Here is a 20,300-nt window from a genome sequence, read left to right as displayed (position 1 = left end):
GCCAACGCTCAAGCAGTCATGCTTGTGTGAAAAGCTCAAAGATTGTTATGCCAAGTTGACGCAGTCAAAACACATAAAATCTGATTCCAAACTCTATGAATTCGCTAGGCTGTTCCATGAACAGCCCAGCACCAAGTTATGCCTGATGACCATAGCAAGTTGGTACCACTCCTTCCCATCCCGAACAGGACAGTGAAACGACTTTGCGCCGATGATAGTGCGGGTTCCCGTGTGAAAGTAGGTCATCGTCAGGCTCTTATAGCCCCAATACCCCCCAGTCCATAAGGATTGGGGGGTTTTGCGTTATGGGTATTGAATTTGCAATAAATGGCAAGTCCGAATCGCAATGCAGTTACAAGATATTCTTTTTTCTCAGGGATTTGGTACGCGTCGCGTGTGTGCAGGGCTGGTTCAGCAAGGTTGGGTGTCGGTCGCCGCTGTTCCTTCCTCTGACAGTTTTGAGTTGATTACCGATTCAGCCCGGGATTTCAATCCTAAGGATTTGCGGTTACGTGTGCAGGGTCTTGAGTGGCCATGGTGTGAGAAGGCCTACATTCTGTTGTACAAGCCCGAGGGTACAGAGTGTTCCCAAAAACCCTCAATGCACCCTAGCGTTTACACGCTTTTACCAGCCCCCCTAAGGCAGCGACCCAACAAAAATGCGATTCAGGGGGTCCAAGCGGTTGGGCGCCTAGACCAGGACACTACAGGTTTGCTGCTGCTCAGTGATGATGGGCAGTTCATCCATCGGATGACCTCGCCTAAAAAGCATGTGCCTAAGGTTTACGAGGTCGCAACAAAGCACCCTCTTGATGAAAATCAAATTCAACGCCTGTTAGGTGGCGTGGTTTTGGATGATGATCCCGTGCCTGTGCGAGCCGCTGCGGCTCAGATGGTGGGTTCGACGCATCTGAAGCTCACTTTGCTGGAAGGCAAGTACCATCAAGTCAAACGAATGCTTGCAGCAGTGGGGAACCGCGTCGAGCGTTTGCACCGGTCGCAGATTGGGGCGCTTGCTTTGCCTGAGTCGATGAAGCCCGGCGATTGGATGTGGCTGGATGCAACCCATCTGAAAGAGTTGGGCTTCCACGCGTGATTCGTTTCATGAGGTCTGTGAACATTGCACGTGCTTTGCATGCTTAGAGTGCGTTTATTCAAAAGGTAGCTTGTGGGTTTTTCTGTCTATTTCCGTTTTGTCCCCATCTTTTTGGCATCGACACTGCTCTCCGTGTCAGCTTTCGCCGCTCAGTCCCCACCATTGTTTGTGCTGAACTCGCTGGATGCAAACGTCAGCGTGATCAACCCAGAGACCTGGACTGAGACACAGCGGATTGCTACCGGCAAAGAACCGCATCACCTGTATCTGACGCCCGATGAGCGTTCGCTGATCATTGCGAACGCCTTGAGTGACACTTTGACGTTTATCGATCCTCGTACTGCAGAAGTGCAGCGGACAGTCCGGGACATTGTCGACCCCTACCAATTGCGTTTTACGCCAGACATGAAGTGGCTGGTGACGGCTGCCAACCGTTTGAATCACGTGGATTTTTATAAATGGGATGGCAAGGATTTGACCTTGGTGAAGCGGGTTGCTACCTCACGCACCCCTAGCCATGTTTGGATTGACAGCAAAAGCACCACGGCTTACGTCACAATGCAGGACAGTGACGAGCTGGTTGCAATGGACATCGCCTCTCAGTCCATCAAGTGGCGCATCAAAACCGGACCTATGCCTGCCGATGTGTATGGCAGCGCAGATGACAAAAAGCTATTTGTCGGGTTGACCGGCAGTGACAGCGTAGAGGTCTTTGACGTGTCTGCTTCGCAGCCTCAGAGCATCAAGAAAATCAAAACGGGCAGTGGCGCACATGCTTTTCGCGCGACAGGGGACGGCAAACATCTGTATGTGAGCAACCGAGTGGCCAATACGATCAGCAAGATTGATATGCAACGCCAGGAGGTGGTTGAGAGCTATCCAGTGCCGGGTGGCCCCGATTGCATGGATGTGTCTGCAGATGGTCGATATATTTATGTGAGTTCCCGCTGGGCGAAGAAGCTGTCGGTCGTCGACACCGTTGAGAAAAAAGTCGTCCGCCAGGTTCCGGTAGGCAAATCACCCCATGGCGTCTGGACTTTGCAGCACGCACCGCGTTGATACGCACAAAAAGTAGCTCAACATGCGAGCCTTGGTTGTGCCTTTGCTGTCTTGGGGATTGTTGTTTGCTTCTTCAGTCTTCGCAACGTCCGTCGAGCCTTGTCGTCAGCCGCTTTATTTGACATTTGATACGGGCCACATGGGCGTGGCTCCATTGATCGCGGATGTGTTGGCGAGACACAAGGTGCTGGTCACTTTTTTCGCGGCAAATGAGAAAACCAAAGAAGGCGATGGCAGCCTGGGTGACTATTGGGCTCCTTGGTGGCGTGATCGGGCAAAAGAGGGGCATGCGTTTGCATCGCACACCTTTAACCACGTTTACTGGCAATCGGATGTGAGCGCGTCTGCTTTCAGGGTCAAGCCTTCGGCAGGGTCTCGCCAAGGCGAATCTTTTGTGATGAACACCGCAGCCTATTGCTCTGAACTCACACAAGCTTCACAACGACTTGAAGCTCTCACCGGGCAGGCGACCTTGCCACTGTTCCGGGCGCCTGGTGGAAAGCTCTCCCCGGCATTGGAGCAGGCCGCAAAATCCTGCGGCTACAGCCACGTAGGCTGGGCTCAAGCAGGTTTTTTGGGTGATGAACTGCCCAGCGAAAAGTTCGGTAACGCCAAGTTACTTGCCCAGGCTCTGCGGGACATACGCAGTGGCGATATTTTGATGGCCCATCTTGGAATCTGGTCACGGCAAGAGCCCTGGGCTCCCGCCGTGTTGGAGCCTTTGATCGTGGGATTGAAGCAAAAAGGGTTTTGCTTTAAGACCTTGAGAGAACATCCCCAGCTTGGTCTTGTTGGTCGTCGATGATTCTTTGCGGTCGCTTGCGTTGAAAGAAATTGAGGTCGCTGTTTTATGGAATGGGTCGCCAGTATTTTTGATGCCGCGCAGCAGTGGATTTTTGAAAGCGTCATGCAGCCGCTTTTGTTTGCGATGGGCTTGGGGGGCATCCTTGAGTCAGGTTACGACGCGGCAGGTTGGCTACTGGTTGGTGCGCTTCAAATTGCAGTGATTTGTCTGGTGATTGGGCCCTTGCAGAAATGGCGGCCTGTAGAGCTGGTGGTGGATCGCGCCGCAGTGCGCGTGGATGTGCTTTACACCTTGATCCATCGACTTGGGTTGTTCCGCGTCGCGATGTTCTTTCTTTTGGCGCCAGTGATGGATTCGCTGTTTGGCGTGCTGAGGCTGGCGGGTTTCAGCCCTTTGCAACTAGACGGATTGCTGCCTGGCTGGACAGATATTCCTTGGGTCAGCTTGATCGTTTACTTGGTGGTATTCGATTTTGTGGACTACTGGATTCACCGAGGTCAACACCATTTTGAATGGTGGTGGAAGCTGCACGCACTGCATCACTCGCAGCGGCAAATGACCATGTGGACCGATAACCGCAATCACCTGTTGGATGACGTATTGCGGGATGTCATTTGGGTGGTCGTTGCACAGTGCATTGGCGTGGCACCGGCCCAGTTCATTGCGATCGTGGCGATTGCCCAGTTGAGCGAGAGCTTTCAGCACGCTAACCTACGAGTGTGGTTTGGAGTGATTGGTGAGCGCTTCTGGGTGAGCCCGCGATTCCACCGCCTGCATCACAGTGTCGGTATCGGCCATGAAACTGTGAAGGACGCCCGCCATGGTGCAGATGGGCAAGTTGTATCGGCAAAACATGTCGTGCTGGGTGGCCATAATTTTGGTGTGCTCTTACCCTGGTGGGACATGTTGATGGGGACCGCTAATTTCGAACAACGCTATGACCCCACTGGAGTCCGCGATCAGATCGAGCCCGACGCCAATGGCAGGGTACGTGACTATGGGCAGGGATTCTGGTCGCAGCAATGGCGCGGAATGTTGCGTTTGTTGGGGCGCGCGTAGGCGTATTCAAGGCTTTTCTGCAGGCGCGTTATGCTCGCGCTATGGGTCTGCTTTTTGATTCCTTTTGGCGTGCTGCCGCATATTGTTTGCGCCCACGCGTCATGCTGCTGTCTGCGGCGCCGCTGGTATTGATGGCGATTTTGGCGTTGGTGTCGCATCACTTTTATTGGGATAGCGCCGTTGCTGCAATGACCCGATTGCTGGATGGCTCCTCCCTCTTGTCCAGTGTTTTGACGTGGCTGGAAGCCTGGGGCGTGTCGAGCGTGCTGGACTGGCTGGCGCCGCTGATGCTGGTGCTACTGGTGTCTCCTGTTTTGGTTGTGTTGTCACTCCTGGGGGTGGCACTGCTCATGACGCCTGCCTTGGTCAACATGGTGGCTGCCAGGCGATTTCCCCAGCTGATGCGTAAGCAAGGGGGGACTTTCATCTCTGGCCTGCTTTGGTCCATCGCGTCCACGCTGATGGCTCTGGTGGCTTTGGTGGTCTCTATGCCCCTCTGGCTGGTGCCACCTCTGGTGCTGGTGCTGCCGCCATTGATTTGGGGCTGGCTGAGCTACAGGGTCATGGCATTTGATGCCTTGGCAGAGCATGCGACCCAGGAAGAGCGCATGGAGCTGTTTAAACGGTACCGCCCCAGCTTGCTAGGAATCGGCATATTGACGGGATACCTGGGGGCTGCACCGAGCATTGTTTGGGCCTCCGGTGTGGTGTTTGCCGCGGCTTTTGTGGTGCTGCTACCGTTAGCGATCTGGATTTACACCCTGGTCTTTGCGTTTTCCTCGCTCTGGTTTGCCCATTTTTGCCTTCATGCGCTGGAGCGTTTGCGAGCGGAGCGTGAACTGCGGGCCCAACCTGTCGAGGGGAACTCCCTGGCCCGGGATGTCTCGGCGTCTGACCCTCCCCATGCGCCTGATGCCAACAACCTCACAGAGCAACATAGAGCTGCGCCATGACCCCTCACTTTGGTTTGATCATCGTTGGCGATGAAATCCTGTCCGGCAAACGTGCGGACAAGCACATGCCCAAGGCCATAGAGTTGCTTGCAGCCCGTGGCCTGTCTCTGTCCTACGCTGACTACGTGGGGGACAACCCCGCCCGCCTCACGGCCACGTTGCAGCGAGCCTTTGCCTCGGGTGACGTGGTCTTCTCCTGCGGTGGGATTGGCGCAACGCCTGACGATCACACCAGGCAATGCGCTGGGGCTGCGTTGGGGCGTGAGCTGGCGCTGCACGAAGGTGCCGCAGCGCTGATCCGCGAGCGAATGCAGGATGTGGCGCGGGAGCAGGGCGTTGCGTATGAGCCCGAGCGCGCGGACAATCTGCATCGATTGAACATGGGCGTCTTCCCTCAAGGGGCAGAAATCATTCCTAACCCGTACAACAAAATTCCGGGTTTCAGTTGTCTGGGCAAGGGTGGTGGCAGGGTACATTTCGTACCCGGCTTTCCCGTCATGGCCTGGCCCATGATGGAGTGGGCGTTAGATCACTACTACCAGGACCACTTTCACTCAGCCCCCCAAGTCGAGCGCTCGGTGATTGTGTTTGGCGCCATGGAGTCGTCGCTGACGCCGCTCATGGAGCAGATTGAGCAAAGCCACCATGGCCTGCGTGTTTTCAGCCTGCCCAGTGTGGACCACCCCCAATATGGGCGCCACATTGAGCTCGGGGTGAAGGGGCCCAAAGACCTGGTGCCCGCCGGTTGGAGCAGCTTGCTGCAGGGTTTGCACTCAATTGGTGCAAATTTGGGCCCTGAATTGGTGCGATCTTTGTGAGTGGGTTGGTTTTTTGTGAGATGTGATTGCTTTTGGTGCATTGCTTTGTCCTCGGCACTTCAGATGCCAAGGCTTTGCGCCACGGTAGTGCAGTGGTTGTGGCCAGTTGGCACGCAACCTGCTTAATTCCGTTAAATTTTTTCAACAAGCGCTTTACCCAGGAGAACCTGATGGCCAAGACCGTTGCAGATGTGATGAAGATGGTGAAGGAAAACGAAGTCAAGTTCGTTGACTTCCGTTTCACCGATACCCGTGGCAAGCAGCAGCACACCACGGTGCCTGTCTCTCACTTCGACGAAGACAAGTTCATTTCGGGCCACGCCTTTGACGGCTCTTCAATCGCTGGCTGGAAGGGCATTGAAGCCTCCGACATGCAGCTGATCCCTGACCCCAGCACGGCCAACATCGATCCCTTCTTTGAAGAAACCACGCTGATCCTGACCTGCGACGTGATCGAGCCCAGCGATGGCAAGGCCTATGACCGCGATCCACGCTCCATCGCCAAGCGCGCTGAAGCCTACCTGAAGGCTTCTGGCCTGGGCGACACAGCTTACTTTGGCCCCGAGCCAGAATTCTTCATCTTCGACGGCGTTCGCTGGAGCACAGAGCCCAATAACACCTTCTACGAAATCGACGAATACGAAGCCCCCTGGAACACTGGCGCCAAGCTCGAAGGTGGCAACCGTGGTCACCGTCCCACCGTCAAGGGCGGCTACTTCCCTGTGCCTCCGGTTGACAGCACGCAAGACATGCGCGCTGAAATGTCCTTGATCCTCGAATCCCTGGGCATTCCCGTCGAAGTGTTCCACCACGAAGTGGCGGGCGCTGGCCAGAACGAAATCGGCACCCGTTTCAGCACGCTGGTTGAGCGCGCTGACTGGACCATCCTGCAAAAGTACGTGATCCACAACGTGGCCAACGCCTACGGCAAGACGGCTACGTTCATGCCCAAGCCATACCACGGTGACAACGGCTCCGGCATGCACGTGCACCAGTCCGTCTGGAAGGATGGCAAGAACCTGTTCGCTGGCGACGGCTACGCAGGCCTGTCTGACTATGCCCTGTACTACATCGGCGGCATCATCAAGCACGCCCGTGCCCTGAACGCCATCACCAACCCTGGTACCAACAGCTACAAGCGCCTGGTGCCCCACTTCGAAGCCCCGGTGAAGCTGGCTTACTCGGCCAAGAACCGTTCTGCCTCGATCCGCATCCCTTACGTGGCCAACCCCAAGGGCCGTCGTGTGGAAGCCCGCTTCCCCGATCCACTGATGAACCCCTACCTGGGCTTCGCAGCCCTGCTGATGGCGGGCCTGGACGGCGTGGAAAACAAGATCCATCCTGGCGAAGCCGCTACGAAGGACCTGTACCATCTGCCCCCAGAAGAAGACAAGCTGGTGCCTACCGTGTGCCACAGCCTGGACCAAGCGCTGGAGCACCTGGACAAGGACCGTGCATTCCTGACCAAGGGTGGTGTGTTCACCGACAGCATGATCGACGCCTACATCGATCTGAAGATGAATGAAGTGACCCGCTTCCGCATGGCAGTGCACCCTGTCGAGTACGACATGTACTACTCGCTCTGATAGCCCGCAACGCGGCTGTCACTTGCCAAAAAGGCGGCTTCGGCCGCCTTTTTTTATGGAACATTGGTGAGCGCGGTTTATCCACCCCAGCAGGGCCGTCGTGTAAAGCGTTGCATCCTTACACAAATCCCTGCCAGCCGTGCCCATCGCTACATTGGCGATGCGGAGTGATTGGGAGATACTCCACGGCAACCCTGCATGCACTGTGCGAGGAAAATCTATGAACAAAACGCTACTCACCCTGTGGATCTTGGCGGCGCTGCCAGTCGCCGCCCTGGCGCAAGACCGCATCTACCGCTGCGGCAACGAATACACCAACAATGCCACCCAAGCCAAGGAGCGTGGCTGCAAACTGGTTGAAGGTGGCAACGTCACCGTCATCCAGGGCTCGCGGCCTTCGGGCGGCGGCGGGGCCTCGTCTGGTGGCTCCTCTGCTTCTTCCTCTGCCTCATCGTCATCCCCCGCTGGAGCACCGCGCGTCAGCAACAACGACCAGCGTGCGCGCGACTCTGATGCACGCGCAATCCTCGAGTCCGAGTTGCGCAAGGCCGAGGCCCGGCAGGCGGAACTGGTCAAGGAATACAACGGCGGGGCGCCAGAGCGCAATGCGCTGGATTTGCGCAACCCACAGCGCTACATGGAGCGCACTGCCGAGCTCAAGGCCGCAGTCGCCCGCAGCGAGAGCGATGTCGCTGGCATCAAACGCGAACTGAGCCGTTTACCCGCCAACTGATATTTTCACTGTGACAACCAACCACACGGCTGATGCCACTCAGGGCCTCAGCCGTTTTCATTCGCTGGACCTGCTGTCCACCCTGATCGCCGTGTTGCGCACCGATGGCTCGGTGCAGTTTGCCAATGCGGCTCTGGAGAACACGCTGGGGCTGTCGCGCCGCACGCTCGAGGGGGCTGACTTCTCCGCCTTTTTCACCGACCCCGCCTTGCTGCAAACGGCCCTGTCGGGTGCCAAGGTGCAGGACTTTGCCGCGCTGCGCTTTGAGGCCAGCCTGCGCCGCCTGACCCAGGACCCGGTGCCTGTGCATGTGAACGTGGCGGCTTCAGAGCGCTTGGGCGAAATGCTGGTGGAACTGTGGCCGCTGGAACAGCAGGCCCGGCAGGACCGCGAGGAGCGCCTGCGGGAACAGGCCCTGGCCAACAAAGAGCTGATCCGCAACCTGGCGCACGAAATCAAGAACCCCTTGGGGGGCATTCGCGGCGCGGCGCAGTTGCTGGAGATGGACCTGGAAAGCCGTGAACTCAAGGAGTACACCCAGGTCATCATCCACGAAGCCGATCGGCTGCAAAGCCTGGTCGACCGTCTGCTGGCCCCCCACCGCCACCCCCACTTGGTGGGTGATGTGAACATCCACGAGGTGTGTGAGCGTGTGCGTTCGCTGGTGTTGGTGGAATACCCGCAGGGCCTCAAAGTCGTGCGCGACTACGACACCTCCATCCCTGAGTTTCGAGGCGACCGCGCCCAGCTGATTCAGGCCTTGCTCAACGTGGTACAGAACGCCGCCCAGGCCCTGACCGAGCGCATTGCGCAAGGCGATGCCGTGATCACCCTGCGCACCCGCGTGGCCCGGCAGGTCACCTTTGGCCGGCAGCGTTATCGCCTGGCATTGGAATTGCATGTCATCGACAACGGACCGGGGGTGCCCGATGCCATCAAAGAGCGGATTTTTTACCCTCTGGTGTCGGGGCGCGATGGCGGGTCGGGCTTGGGTTTGACGCTGGCACAGACGTTTGTGCAGCGCCACCATGGGTTGATCGAGTGCGACAGCGTGGCGGGTCGCACCGACTTCCGAATCCTGATTCCACTCCCCTGAGGTCCGAGGCACACAACCACAGGGAAGGTAGAAACACATGAAGCCGATCTGGTTAGTAGATGATGACCCGTCGATCCGCTTCGTCCTGGAAAAAGCGCTGGCCCGCGAGAACCTGCCCACGCGCAGCTTCACCCACCCCCGCGAAGTGCTGGATGCACTGGCCGATGTGACCGCGGGCGACCCCGCCCGGCAAGGCCCGCAGGTGCTGGTCAGCGACATCCGCATGCCTGGCGGCTCGGGCCTGCAATTGCTGGAGAAGGTGCGCGAGCTGCAGCCTGGGCTGCCCGTCATCATCATGACGGCGTACTCCGACCTCGACAGCGCCGTGTCGGCCTTCCAGCGCGGTGCGTTTGAATACCTGCCCAAGCCTTTTGACTTGCCCAAGGCGGTCGAGCTGATCCGCCGTGCGGTGGAAGAAAGCCAGCGCGAAGAGGTGACTGAGGAGCGCCAGGCCGAGACGCCAGAGATGCTGGGCCAGGCGCCCGCCATGCAGGACGTGTTCCGCGCCATTGGCCGCCTCTCGCAGAGCCAGGTCACGGTGCTCATCACGGGCGAATCGGGCTCGGGCAAAGAGCTGGTAGCGCGTGCGCTGCACAAGCATTCGCCCGTGGCAGACGGCCCCTTTGTGGCCATCAACACCGCAGCCATCCCCAAAGACTTGCTGGAGTCCGAGCTGTTCGGCCATGAGCGGGGCGCCTTCACCGGCGCGCAAACGCAGCGGCGTGGCCGCTTTGAGCAGGCCGAGGGCGGCACGCTGTTCCTCGACGAAATTGGCGACATGCCATTTGACCTGCAGACCCGCTTGCTGCGCGTGCTGTCGGATGGGCAGTTTTACCGCGTGGGCGGCCATGCGGCCGTCAAGTCGCATGTGCGCGTGATCGCTGCAACCCACCAGAACCTGGAGCAGCGCGTCAAAGAGGGCGGGTTTCGCGAGGACTTGTTCCACCGCCTGAACGTGATTCGCCTGCGCTTGCCGGCACTGCGCGAGCGCCATGCCGACGTGCCCATGCTCACCCGCCATTTCCTACAGCAAAGCGCGCGGCAACTGGGGGTGGAGCCCAAACGCATTGCCGACGCGGCCTTGGCCCGCCTGGAGCAGTTTGCCTTTCCTGGCAATGTGCGCCAATTGGAGAACATTTGCCACTGGCTCACGGTGATGGCGCCCGCCCAGGTGATTTCGTTGCAAGACCTGCCCCCTGAGGTGCTCGAAGCCCCCTTGGTGCCGGTGGCCGCTGCAGCGCCAGCCGCCGCACCTGTGGCAACACACGAGCCTGCCCTGGCCGTGCCTGTGGCATTGGCACCCGTGGCTGCGCCTGCGGCGGCGGTGCCTGCCGATTGGCAACCTGCGGGTGTGAGCCCAGCGGTGCCCTATGCCGCCCCGGCTGCTGCCGTCCCCGTGGGCGCTGGTGCAGACCGCTATGACGTGTCGGTTGCGGGTCCGGCTTCCATCGCCCCTGCGGCCCTCGCGTCGCAAGCGCCTGCCGCCGTACTTGGCTGGGAGCATTCGCTGGAGAGTGATGCGCAGAAGCTGCTGGCCTCTGGCCAGCCCGATGTGTGGGACGCGCTGACCCGCCGCTTTGAGTCGCGCCTCATTCGCACGGCCTTGGCGGCCACCCATGGCCGCCGCATGGAGGCCGCACAACGCCTGGGCATTGGTCGCAACACCATCACCCGCAAGATCCAGGAGCTGGGGCTGGATGCGCCGGATGAGGGTTAAAAAGCACTCTAGCGCTTTTTAATAAAGCGCTAGCAGCTATTAAATTTATAGTGATATGTTGATTTCCAGGGGCAGCGCGCACCATGCTCGCTGCCCTTGGCGCTTTTGCACATTGGCCTTGCGGCGGCGGTTATTCGCTGGGTGACTCGCCCAGCGTCACCACCACGGGGGTGTGGTCGCTGGGCTGCGGGTTTTTGCGTGGCGCACGGTCTACCACGCAGGCCGTCACGGTGGCGCGCAAGGCCTCGCTGACCAGGATGTGGTCAATGCGCAGTCCCCGGTTTTTCTGGAACCCCAGCATGCGGTAGTCCCACCACGAAAAGCTCTTTTCAGGCTGCTCAAACAGGCGAAACGCATCGGTCAGGCCCAGTGCCAGTAGCGCCTTGAAGTGGTTGCGCTCTTCGGTGGTGTGGTGAATCGTCTCGCGCAGGCCCTCAGGGTCGTAAGAGTCGCGGTCTTCCGGGGCCACGTTGAAGTCGCCCACCAGCACCAGGCGTGGGTGGGCGGCCATTTCTGTGGCAATCCAGTCGTGCAGGGCCTGCAGCCAGCGCATCTTGTAGGCAAACTTTTCCGAGCCTGGTTCCTGCCCATTCACGAAATAGCCATTGAGCAATCGCAAGGGCCCTTCAGGTGTGTCCAGCGTGGCTGCAATGACGCGGGACTGCTCGTCGGCAAAGCCCGGGATGTTGCGCACCACATCGCGCAGCGGCTGGCGGCTGAGGATGGCCACGCCGTTGTACGTTTTTTGCCCAAAGGCGGCAGCGTGGTAGCCCGCCTCTTGCAACGCGGCGTGGGGGAACTTGTCGTCGGTCAGCTTCAGCTCTTGCAGGCACAGTGCATCGACCGGGTTGGTGGCCAGCCAGGCCAGCACTTGGGGCAGGCGAACCGAGAGGGAGTTGACGTTCCAGGTGGCAAGCTTCATGGGATGGGGGGGGGTGAGGGCCAAAGATGGAGCGCATTAGAACCCCGTTTGGGCACCCCGGTGCGGCACGGGGTCGATGCGCAAGGCCGCATTGTGGTGGCCGCTCGACTCTGAACCGGTTTGAGGGGGCTCTGAGGCCCGATTGCCCTGCAATTTGGGGTGTTGTTTGGGGTGGCCTGGGTTATCCTAGTGGCGCTACGCGGTGGTTTCAGCCCTCGGCGGTTTTCATTGGCTTGGGGGATGGCGTTGGAGCGAGGGTCCCGGATGGGCTTGGACCCCGCGCGCAACGGTTGCTACGCGGTGTCGACCTGTCCTCTATGAACGATCGCCTGTCTTATTCCTCTGCCCTTGTCGAGTCACTGCCAGCGCCGCATTTGCTGGAGATTGTCACTCGCCATACCGGCGCGACGATCTGCGTGGTCGATAACGATTTGAACATCCTGTATGCCAACGAGGCCTATGCGAACTGGTTCAAGGCACGGCCCAGTGAGCTGCTGGGGCGCACTCTGATCTCGCTTTACAGCGAAGCCGCCCGTGTGCAGTTCCAGCCCCACATCAACCGCGCTCTGGCAGGCCACGAGGTGACCTACCAGCGGCAGATTTGCGGCTCCGATGGGCAAGAGGTCTGGTTCTCCATCAGCTTGCACCCTTGGCTGGACCGGGATGGGCAGGTGGGGGGCGTAGTGAATTCGGCCCTGGAGGTGCACGAACTCAAAGTCACCACCGAGGCGTTGCGTGCGGCCAACCAGAAGCTTTTCTCGCACATGGAAAACAGCCCGCTGGCCGTGGTGGAGCTGGATGCCCAGCTGGGGCTGGTGCATTGCTCCAGCCGTGCCACCGAGTGGTTTGGCTGGCACCACGCCTCGCACCAGGGGGAGTCGGTGCTGAACCTGGTGGGTGAAGGTGCGCGAGTGACCGTGCTGCGCAAGGGACTGGGTCAGCTGCTGTCAGGGGCCGAGCGCCAAAACCGCGTAGAGGCCTCTTTTGTCCGACCAGATGGCAGCGTGCAGCATTGCATGTGGTTCAACTCTGCGCTCATCAACCTGCGTGGCGAGACGATCTCCATCATGTGCCAGATCGAGGACATTACCGAACGTGTGGCCGCCGCCGAGCGCCTGTTGCACCAGGCACAGCACGACTCTTTGACGGGTTTGCTGAACCGGGGGGCGTTCATTGTCCGGGCCCAAGAAGCGGTGAGCAGCCTGGACGAGGCAGATGGCGCGACCGATGGCGTGGTCATCTTGTTCATGGACCTCGATGGCTTCAAGGGCGTGAACGACTGTTATGGCCACCACATGGGCGACACCGTGCTGCGCCTGGTGGCCCAGCGCCTGGCCCACGTCGTGCGCGCGGGCGACACGTTGGCCCGGCTGGGGGGCGATGAGTTCACCATCTTGATGCGTGGCAACCCCAGCCCGCACGACCTCAAGCTGTTCATCGAACGCCTGATGCAGGCCTTTGCCACGCCCTTTGCGCTGCCCGACACCGATGGCGTGCGGGTGACCTTGGGCGTGAGCATTGGGGTGGCCGCCCACCCACCGCTGCCTGCGCAGGTGGACGAGCTGCTGACCCGCGCGGACCATGCCATGTACGAGGCCAAACGGGGCGGTAAGGGCAGCGTGCATTACGCCGTCCCATCCCCCGTTTAATGGGCTGCGCAAGCAGCCCGGCAAGGCGCGGCGCCCACGGGCGCCGCTTCGCTCACAAAGGCGCAATGCTCTGCTCGTAGCAGAAGAAGTTGGTCGGGTCGTACTTCGTCTTGACTTCGCGCAGCCGCAGGTACGCCTCGTCGCCCCAATAGGCCTGGGCAAAGTCCTTGAGGTCCCGGTTGGGGTAGTTCTGGTACACGTGCCCGTTCATGTAGGGGCGCAGCAGGTCGTACAGCCCGTCGATCCAGGCCTGCACCTTCACGCGCTCTTCCTCGTCGCGCCAGCAGCCATCGATCACGATGTCCATGTCCACATGGCGGTGCACGAAGGCGCTGTCTTTCACGGGGTAGCGGGCAATCGCGCCGCCATAGGGCTCGGTGTAGACCATGCTCCAGGGGTTGACGGCCTTGTGGAACTGGTCGATCACCTTTTGCCACACCGTCTGGGGGATGGGCTTGTCGACATACCCACTGGCCTTGGTCTCGCGAATGCCGTCGGGCAGGTCTTGCGGCAGGGGGTAGGGGTGGTCTTCAAAGTAGTTGTTCAGATCGGGGTAGGTACCTACCTTGTCCACTACCAATTGCGCGCCAGGGATTTGCAGCAGCGACTGGATGGCTGCGTAGCCCTCGTCGCGCGGGCCGCAGTACATGCCCTGCACCATATACACCACCTCCCCGTTGTAGTAGCCCAGGTTCATCATGTAGCCCAGCTGGTCGGGGGCTCCCTGGCGGGTGTAATCCCTTTGCAGCAGCTCCAGCACCTGCGCGGCCTGCTCGGCCTGCCAGGTGATGGACCAGCCCCACACCGATGGCAGGCGCACCATGTGGTAGCTGACCTGCAGCACCACGCCAAAGTTGCCGCCCGTGCCGCCCCGCAAGGCCCAGAACAGATCGGCATGTTCGCCGTCGGCCTTGGCGGTCACCACCTTGCCACTGGCCAGCGCCACGCGAAACGCCGCCGCCTTGTCGCTTTGGATGCCATAGGTCCGCGAGGTATAGCCATAGCCCCCGCCTTGCACAAACCCGGCCACGCACACGCTGCCGCAAGCCCCCGTGGGCACGTGCCAGCCCGTGCCGTTGAGTGCGCCGTTGAACACCTCAAACGGCGTGCCGGACAGCACATGCACCAGGGCCCGGTCTTCGTCCAGCACCACGCCCTTCATCTCGCTCAGGTCAATCACCATGCCGCCGGTGTTGACGGAATAGCCTGCTGTGCTGTGCCCGCCCGAGCGGACAGATACCACCAGCCCCGCGTCCCGTGCGACGGCCATGCTCACCAGCACGTCGGTTTCGCAAGCGCAGTAAACAATGACCAGGGGGTAGTACTGGAACGCAGGGTTGGTCTCCTGCCGGTCCGTGTCGTAGTCGGGGTCCCACGGGAACACCACGTGCCCCACGGTGCGGGCTTCCAGGTCTGCCTTTTGGGCCGCCGTCAGCGTGGCGCTTTGGCCAGGGGCCGCCGCTTGCAGGGGCTGTGACAAGAAGTGCGCGATGCGGCGTTGCTTTGCCGTGCGGTTGAGACTTTTCCGATGGGCCATGGACGCTTTTCCTCCGAAGAAAGTCGTCGTTGTAACACGCGTGTTACGTCAAGCCAATGAAAAACAGGCAAGGCCGATGGGCCTGTGGTTTGGATGAAAAAGGCCTCTAGCGCTTTTCGAATAAGCGCTAGCAGCTATGAAATAAGGAGCGGTTAGCGATTGGCCGTGTGCGGTGTGGCTATCGCTCAGCCCCGCACATAGCTCACAAAGTGAAAAGGCAGGCCGTTGGTGCTGACGTGCTCGGAGCGCGCGGCCTCCACCCACTGGGCGTCCAGTGTGGGGGCGTAGGCATCGCCGTCAAAGTCTTGCGCAATCTCTGTCACCTCGACCCGGCTGGCCAGGGGCAGGGCCTGGGCGTAGATTTGCGCGCCGCCCATCACCCACACCGGCCGGCCGGGCTCGGTGCTGGCCGCCTGGGCTTGCTGCAAGGCCTGCTCCAGGCTGTCTGCGCGCAGCGCACCCTCGGCCTGCCAGTCGCCCTGGCGGGTGACCACGATGTTGGTGCGTCCAGGCAGCGGGCGAAAGCGAGGGGGCAGCGAGTCCCAGGTCTTGCGCCCCATGATGACCACGCAGCCCTGCGTGAGCTGCTTGAAGTGCGCCATGTCTTCCGGCAGATGCCAGGGCATGGCGTTGTCTCTGCCGATCACGCCATTGGCAGCGCGGGCGTAGATGAGGTGCAGTGGCGGCAGGGTCATGGCGCGGGGGCTTCGGTCAGTGGTGCGATCAGATGTGCAGCATGGCCAGCACGCCAACGCCCAGGCCAATGCTTGCTACGCCGTACATGCCCCATTCCAGCCACTTCTTGCGCGTCAGCAGGGCAATGGCGGCGAGGGCAATGGCCACTTGCAGCGCCGTGGTGGCCTGGGCCCAGCGGTGGTGCTGGTGCATCTGGGCATCGCTTTGGTTGTCAAATGCGCGGGCATCGGCCTCCAGGCCCTCGGCCACTTTCTTGATCTCGTTCTTCTCGGTCTCGTAGCGGTCAATCTTGGCCTGGTACTTGGTCTTCTCTTGCTCGCCCGGTGTCAGGTCACGGGCCAGCTCGGCCAGGGACTGCTTGGTGCTTTTGGACTGGAAGTAATTCCACTGGTTGGAGGCCTCGGTCTTCTTGATTGCGGCGTCGTTTTTCATCAACCCCGCATTGGCCTGCGTGGCGCCGCCCATGTAGGCAAAGATGGCGCCCACCGTGGCCACGATGGCGGTGAACATTGCGATCTTGTTGGTGCTGCTGCCGCCGCCGTGCCCTTGCTCGCCGTGGCTGGGGGCGTGGTCGTCCCCGTGGCCTTGGGTGGCGTGCTCGATGGCATGGTCGTGGGGGCCGTGTACGTGGAATCCGCCGGAAGACATGGTGGGTGCTCTTTGTGATGGTGGTTGAGTGGATGCCGCAACGGCAATTAGGGCCGCCCTGCGCGAGGAACCGCTGCAGCGCAAAGCGAACGGGGGACTGGTGTCATTCCGTTTCCAGATTATTCGTGTCTAGGCGCGAAGCCGCAGACAGTGCTGTAGCACGGCAAGGCGAAGCAACAACGACACGGATGATGTGGAAATGGAATCACACCGCCACAGGCGCCTTGATGGCGGGGTGGCATTGGTAGTCCAGCACCTCAAAGTCTTCGTATTCGTACTCGAAGATGCTGGCGGGCTTGCGCTTGATGTTCAGTGTGGGATAGGGGTGGGGCGCACGCGCCAGCTGCGTGGTGACTTGCTCGTAGTGGTTGCTGTAGATGTGGCAGTCGCCACCCGTCCAGATGAAGTCACCCACGTCCAGATCGCACTGCTGCGCCACCATGTGCGTGAGCAGCGCATAGCTGGCAATGTTGAACGGCACGCCCAAAAAGATGTCGGCGCTGCGCTGGTACAGCTGGCAGGACAGCGTGCCGCGCCCGCCGGGCTCCTGCGCTGGCGCCACGTAGAACTGGAAGAACGCGTGGCAGGGCATCAGCGCCATCTTGTTCAGGTCGGCCACGTTCCAGGCGCTGACGATGATGCGACGCGAGTCCGGGTTGGTCTTGAGGGTCTTGATCACATCGCTGATCTGGTCGATGTGCCCGCCGTCAGGGGTGGGCCAGCTGCGCCACTGCACGCCGTACACGGGGCCCAGCTCGCCGTCCTCGCGCGCCCATTCGTCCCAGATGCTGACGCCGCGCTCCTTGAGCCAGTTGTTGTTGCTCGACCCCGTGAGGAACCACAGCAGCTCCTGAATGATGGAGCGTAGGTGCACCTTTTTGGTCGTGACCAGCGGAAAGCCTTCCTTCAAATCGAACCGCATCTGGTGGCCGAACACGCTCTTGGTGCCCGTGCCGGTGCGGTCCGCCTTTTCCACCCCGTGGGTGAACACTAGCCGCATGAGGTCTTCGTACTGAGACCGGACGGGGCGTTGCAGTGTGGGGGCGACAGGCTGGTTCATGGGAGGGGGCTCGCAGGGTGAAACGGCACACGGCAGGGGCCGGAGACCAAGCGGCCGATTTTAAGCGGGCCAGCCCATCCGCGCTGCAGGTCTTCAGCGGCCGGTGGACGGGCTGGATGGCGGCCCACGCCGCGCGCGCCATCTGCCGCTGGTATTTGAATGAAAAGTGCCTCTAGCGCTTTATGGAAAAGCGCTGGCAGCTATTGTTTTGATAGTGAAGGTGATGCTGCGGTGCACAAAATGCCGCCTGATAGGTGCCTGTGCGTACCCATTTGGCCGTACTAGGGATAAATCCTAGGTTTTTGGTGCAATGAAGTATTGGTGTTGGTGTTTTGAGTACCAATTGGGCAAGCGGAGATCGGTATCGTTCAAACCCTCAGCGCAGGAACCTGGGGTTTGCACAGGTTCCGCCCGCCCTGCGGTGCTGAACCCCGGAATCCATACCAACTATCCAGGAGACCTTTCGATGTCCTCTTCCCTTCGTGCCGTGCCCGCCCGCCTGGCCTGGGCTGCTGCCCTGGCGCTGACCGTGTGCGGTGGCGCCGCCCAGGCGCAGACCGAGCTGGTGATCGCCACCGTGAACAACGGCCACATGATCGAGATGCAAAAGCTCAGCAAGAACTTCGAGCAGGCCAACCCCGACATCAAGCTCAAGTGGGTGACGCTGGAAGAGGGCGTGCTGCGCCAGCGCGTGACGACCGACATCGCCACCAAGGGCGGCCAGTTCGACGTGATGACCATCGGCCTGTACGAGGCGCCCATCTGGGGCAAGAAGGGCTGGCTGCAAGAGCTCAAGACCGACGCCGCCTACGATGCAGACGACCTGCTGCCCGCCGTGCGCAGCGGCCTGTCGGTGGATGGCAAGCTGTTTGCCGCGCCGTTCTATGCCGAAAGCTCCATGCTCATGTACCGCAAGGACCTGGCCGACAAGGCGGGCGTGCAGGTGCCCGAGCGCCCCACCTGGCCGCAGATCAAGGACCTGGCCGCCAAGATGCACGACCCCAAGAACGGCGTGTACGGCATCTGCCTGCGCGGCAAGCCCGGCTGGGGTGACAACATGGCCTTCATCACCACGCTGGTCAACACGTTTGGCGGCCAGTGGTTTGACATGCAGTGGAAGCCCCAGCTCGAATCCAAGCCCTGGAAGGACGCGATCACCTTCTACGTGGATCTGCTCAAGAACTACGGCCCCCCCGGCTCGTCGTCCAACAGCTTCAATGAAATCCTGGCGCTGACCAACTCGGGCAAGTGCGGCATGTGGATCGACGCGACCATTGCGGCTTCGTTCGTGAGCGACCCCAAGCAGTCCAAGGTGGCCGAGCACATGGCCTTTGCGCAGGCCCCCACCATGAACACGCCCAAGGGCGCCAACTGGCTGTGGTCGTGGAATCTGGCCATCCCTGCGGGTTCCAAGAAGGTTGATGCCGCGCAGAAGTTCATCACCTGGTCTACCAGCAAGGACTACATCCAGCTCGTGGCCAAGACCAATGGCTGGGCCAACGTGCCCACCGGCACGCGCAAGAGCACCTACGCGTCGCCTGAATTCCAGAAAGCCGCGCGTTTTGCCGCCGCAGAAAAGACGGCCATCGACTCGGCCAACCCCACCGATTCGACCCTGCCCAAGAGCCCGTATGTGGGCGTGCAGTTTGCTGCCATCCCTGAGTTCCAGGCCATCGGCATCGCTGTGGGCCAGCAAATGAGTGCAGCCCTGGCGGGCAAGACCACGGTGGACGCCGCGCTCAAGGCCAGCCAGGTGACCGCCGAGCGTGAGATGAAAAAGGGCGGGTATTACAAGTAAGCCGGGGCTCTGCAAACCCGCGACGCGACCGGGATCATCGGTGTGATCCCCGTTCGCCCTGAGCCTGTCGAAGGGCTGTGTGCCAGAGTGCCCTGGCTTCGACAGGCTCAGCCCGAACGGTTTGGGGTGTCGTTGGTTTTGTCAGACCTTGGCGTGCTGATCGCTCGCCCTTTTTTTGCGCCATTTCGGACCTCCCATGAACCGCCTGCTTCCCCGCCTGCTGCTCACACCAGCCATGGCCACGCTCTTCCTGTGGATGATCGTGCCGCTGGTGATGACGATCTACTTCTCGCTCATCCGCTACAACCTCATGCAGCCCGACCAGTCGGGCTTTGCGGGGCTGGAGAATTTCGAGTACTTCGTCACCGACCCGTCGTTTGGCACCGCCGTGCTCAACACCGTGTGGCTGCTGGGCAGTGTCATCCTGATCACGGTGGTGGTGGGCATTGCGATTGCGTTGCTCATCAACGACCCGTTTCCGGGGCGCGGCATTGTGCGGGTGTTGCTGATTTCGCCGTTCTTCGTCATGCCCACCGTGAACGCGCTGATGTGGAAGAACATGATGATGAACCCCATCTACGGCGTGCTGGCGCAGGTGTGGATGTTCTTTGGCGCGCAGCCGGTGGATTGGCTCACCGACTTTCCGCTGTTCTCCGTCATCGTCATGGTGTCGTGGCAATGGCTGCCGTTTGCCACGCTCATCTTCATGACCGCGCTGCAAAGCATGAACCACGAGCAGCTTGAAGCCGCCCGCATGGACGGCGCCACCTACCTGCAGCAGCTGCGCTACCTGTACCTGCCGCACCTGGGCCGCTCGGTGGCGGTGGTCGTGATGATCGAGCTGATCTTCCTGCTCAGCATCTTTGCCGAGATCTACACCACCACAGGCGGTGGCCCGGGTGATGCGAGCACCAACGTCACCTTCCTCATCTTCAAGCAGGCACTGCTCAACTTTGATGCGGGCGTGGCCTCGGCCGGGGCGCTGTTTGCGGTGGTGCTGGCCAACATCGCGGCCGTGTTCCTGATCCGCATGGTTGGCAAGAACCTGGACAAATAAGAAAGAACGCC

At 60.6% G+C, this 20,300-nt stretch carries 18 protein-coding genes and 1 rRNA gene; 14 read left to right on the top strand and 5 right to left on the bottom strand.

The window, feature by feature from the left end; genetic code table 11:
* Positions 1 to 141 precede the first annotated feature (141 nt).
* From rrf to ntrC, 11 genes are all read left to right on the top strand, one after another.
* Positions 142 to 254 (top strand): 5S ribosomal RNA (rrf, locus tag CLU88_RS08715).
* Positions 255 to 346: 92 nt separating this feature from the next.
* Entirely contained in the window at positions 347 to 1,096 is a 750-nt protein-coding gene (locus CLU88_RS08710) for a 16S rRNA pseudouridine(516) synthase (RefSeq protein WP_099656254.1), read from the top strand.
* A 105-nt stretch (positions 1,097 to 1,201) separates the two neighbouring features.
* Complete coding sequence (locus CLU88_RS08705) at positions 1,202 to 2,155, top strand: YncE family protein (protein WP_099658736.1); 954 nt, start codon at positions 1,202 to 1,204, stop codon at positions 2,153 to 2,155.
* Positions 2,156 to 2,177: 22 nt separating this feature from the next.
* Positions 2,178 to 2,960 (top strand): polysaccharide deacetylase family protein, encoded by a 783-nt coding sequence (locus CLU88_RS08700; protein WP_099656253.1) that lies wholly within the window; start codon positions 2,178 to 2,180, stop codon positions 2,958 to 2,960.
* Between the two features lie 45 nt (positions 2,961 to 3,005).
* The gene (locus CLU88_RS08695) at positions 3,006 to 4,019 is read left to right on the top strand and encodes a sterol desaturase family protein (RefSeq protein WP_099656252.1); all 1,014 of its coding nucleotides are present in this window, start codon (positions 3,006 to 3,008) and stop codon (positions 4,017 to 4,019) included.
* A 41-nt stretch (positions 4,020 to 4,060) separates the two neighbouring features.
* On the top strand, positions 4,061 to 4,972 hold the full coding sequence (locus CLU88_RS08690) for an EI24 domain-containing protein (RefSeq protein WP_099656251.1): 912 nt from the start codon (positions 4,061 to 4,063) through the stop codon (positions 4,970 to 4,972).
* Entirely contained in the window at positions 4,969 to 5,790 is an 822-nt protein-coding gene (locus tag CLU88_RS08685; RefSeq protein WP_099656250.1) for a molybdopterin-binding protein, read from the top strand. Before CLU88_RS08690 ends, CLU88_RS08685 begins: the two co-directional genes overlap by 4 nt.
* A 170-nt stretch (positions 5,791 to 5,960) precedes the next feature.
* The gene (gene glnA, locus CLU88_RS08680) at positions 5,961 to 7,376 is read left to right on the top strand and encodes a type I glutamate--ammonia ligase (RefSeq protein ID WP_099656249.1); all 1,416 of its coding nucleotides are present in this window, start codon (positions 5,961 to 5,963) and stop codon (positions 7,374 to 7,376) included.
* A gap of 220 nt (positions 7,377 to 7,596) precedes the next feature.
* Positions 7,597 to 8,109 (top strand): hypothetical protein, encoded by a 513-nt coding sequence (locus tag CLU88_RS08675; protein ID WP_099656248.1) that lies wholly within the window; start codon positions 7,597 to 7,599, stop codon positions 8,107 to 8,109.
* A 73-nt stretch (positions 8,110 to 8,182) separates the two neighbouring features.
* Positions 8,183 to 9,205 carry a nitrogen regulation protein NR(II) gene (glnL, locus tag CLU88_RS08670; RefSeq protein WP_099658735.1) on the top strand — a complete coding sequence of 341 codons (1,023 nt, stop codon included), beginning with the start codon at positions 8,183 to 8,185 and terminating at the stop codon, positions 9,203 to 9,205.
* A 37-nt stretch (positions 9,206 to 9,242) separates the two neighbouring features.
* Complete coding sequence (ntrC, locus tag CLU88_RS08665) at positions 9,243 to 10,922, top strand: nitrogen regulation protein NR(I) (RefSeq protein ID WP_099656247.1); 1,680 nt, start codon at positions 9,243 to 9,245, stop codon at positions 10,920 to 10,922.
* 130 nt (positions 10,923 to 11,052) lie between these two features.
* On the opposite strand, the gene xth is transcribed toward ntrC, so the two are convergent.
* Positions 11,053 to 11,844 carry an exodeoxyribonuclease III gene (gene xth / locus CLU88_RS08660; protein ID WP_099656246.1) on the bottom strand — a complete coding sequence of 264 codons (792 nt, stop codon included), beginning with the start codon at positions 11,842 to 11,844 and terminating at the stop codon, positions 11,053 to 11,055.
* A gap of 317 nt (positions 11,845 to 12,161) precedes the next feature.
* On the opposite strand from xth, the gene CLU88_RS08655 reads away from it, so the two are divergent.
* Positions 12,162 to 13,493 (top strand): diguanylate cyclase, encoded by a 1,332-nt coding sequence (locus CLU88_RS08655; RefSeq protein WP_158235588.1) that lies wholly within the window; start codon positions 12,162 to 12,164, stop codon positions 13,491 to 13,493.
* A 52-nt stretch (positions 13,494 to 13,545) separates the two neighbouring features.
* Here the strand turns inward: CLU88_RS08655 and CLU88_RS08650 are convergent, their stop codons facing one another.
* From CLU88_RS08650 to CLU88_RS08635, 4 genes are all read right to left on the bottom strand, one after another.
* On the bottom strand, positions 13,546 to 15,030 hold the full coding sequence (locus tag CLU88_RS08650; RefSeq protein WP_099656244.1) for an FAD-binding oxidoreductase: 1,485 nt from the start codon (positions 15,028 to 15,030) through the stop codon (positions 13,546 to 13,548).
* A gap of 185 nt (positions 15,031 to 15,215) precedes the next feature.
* Positions 15,216 to 15,725: a dihydrofolate reductase gene (locus CLU88_RS08645; RefSeq protein ID WP_099656243.1), complete on the bottom strand. Its 510-nt coding sequence runs from the start codon at positions 15,723 to 15,725 to the stop codon at positions 15,216 to 15,218.
* Between the two features lie 28 nt (positions 15,726 to 15,753).
* Entirely contained in the window at positions 15,754 to 16,374 is a 621-nt protein-coding gene (locus tag CLU88_RS08640) for a DUF4337 domain-containing protein (protein ID WP_099656242.1), read from the bottom strand.
* Between the two features lie 205 nt (positions 16,375 to 16,579).
* Positions 16,580 to 17,434, bottom strand: coding sequence for a thymidylate synthase (locus CLU88_RS08635; RefSeq protein WP_099656241.1), 855 nt, complete (start codon positions 17,432 to 17,434; stop codon positions 16,580 to 16,582).
* A 466-nt stretch (positions 17,435 to 17,900) separates the two neighbouring features.
* Here CLU88_RS08635 and CLU88_RS08630 point away from each other — a divergent pair, with 466 nt between their 5' ends.
* Positions 17,901 to 19,232, top strand: coding sequence for a sugar ABC transporter substrate-binding protein (locus CLU88_RS08630; RefSeq protein WP_099656240.1), 1,332 nt, complete (start codon positions 17,901 to 17,903; stop codon positions 19,230 to 19,232).
* Between the two features lie 196 nt (positions 19,233 to 19,428).
* Positions 19,429 to 20,289, top strand: a complete 861-nt coding sequence (locus tag CLU88_RS08625; protein ID WP_099656239.1) for a carbohydrate ABC transporter permease — start codon at positions 19,429 to 19,431, stop codon at positions 20,287 to 20,289.
* Positions 20,290 to 20,300 lie beyond the last annotated feature (11 nt).

It is taken from the genome of Acidovorax sp. 56 (genome assembly GCF_002749705.1).
In the GTDB taxonomy this organism is placed as follows: Bacteria; Pseudomonadota; Gammaproteobacteria; order Burkholderiales; family Burkholderiaceae_C; genus Acidovorax.
The sequence above is the reverse complement of the archived record's forward strand: the minus strand, read 5'-3'. Positions and strand labels throughout refer to the sequence as shown.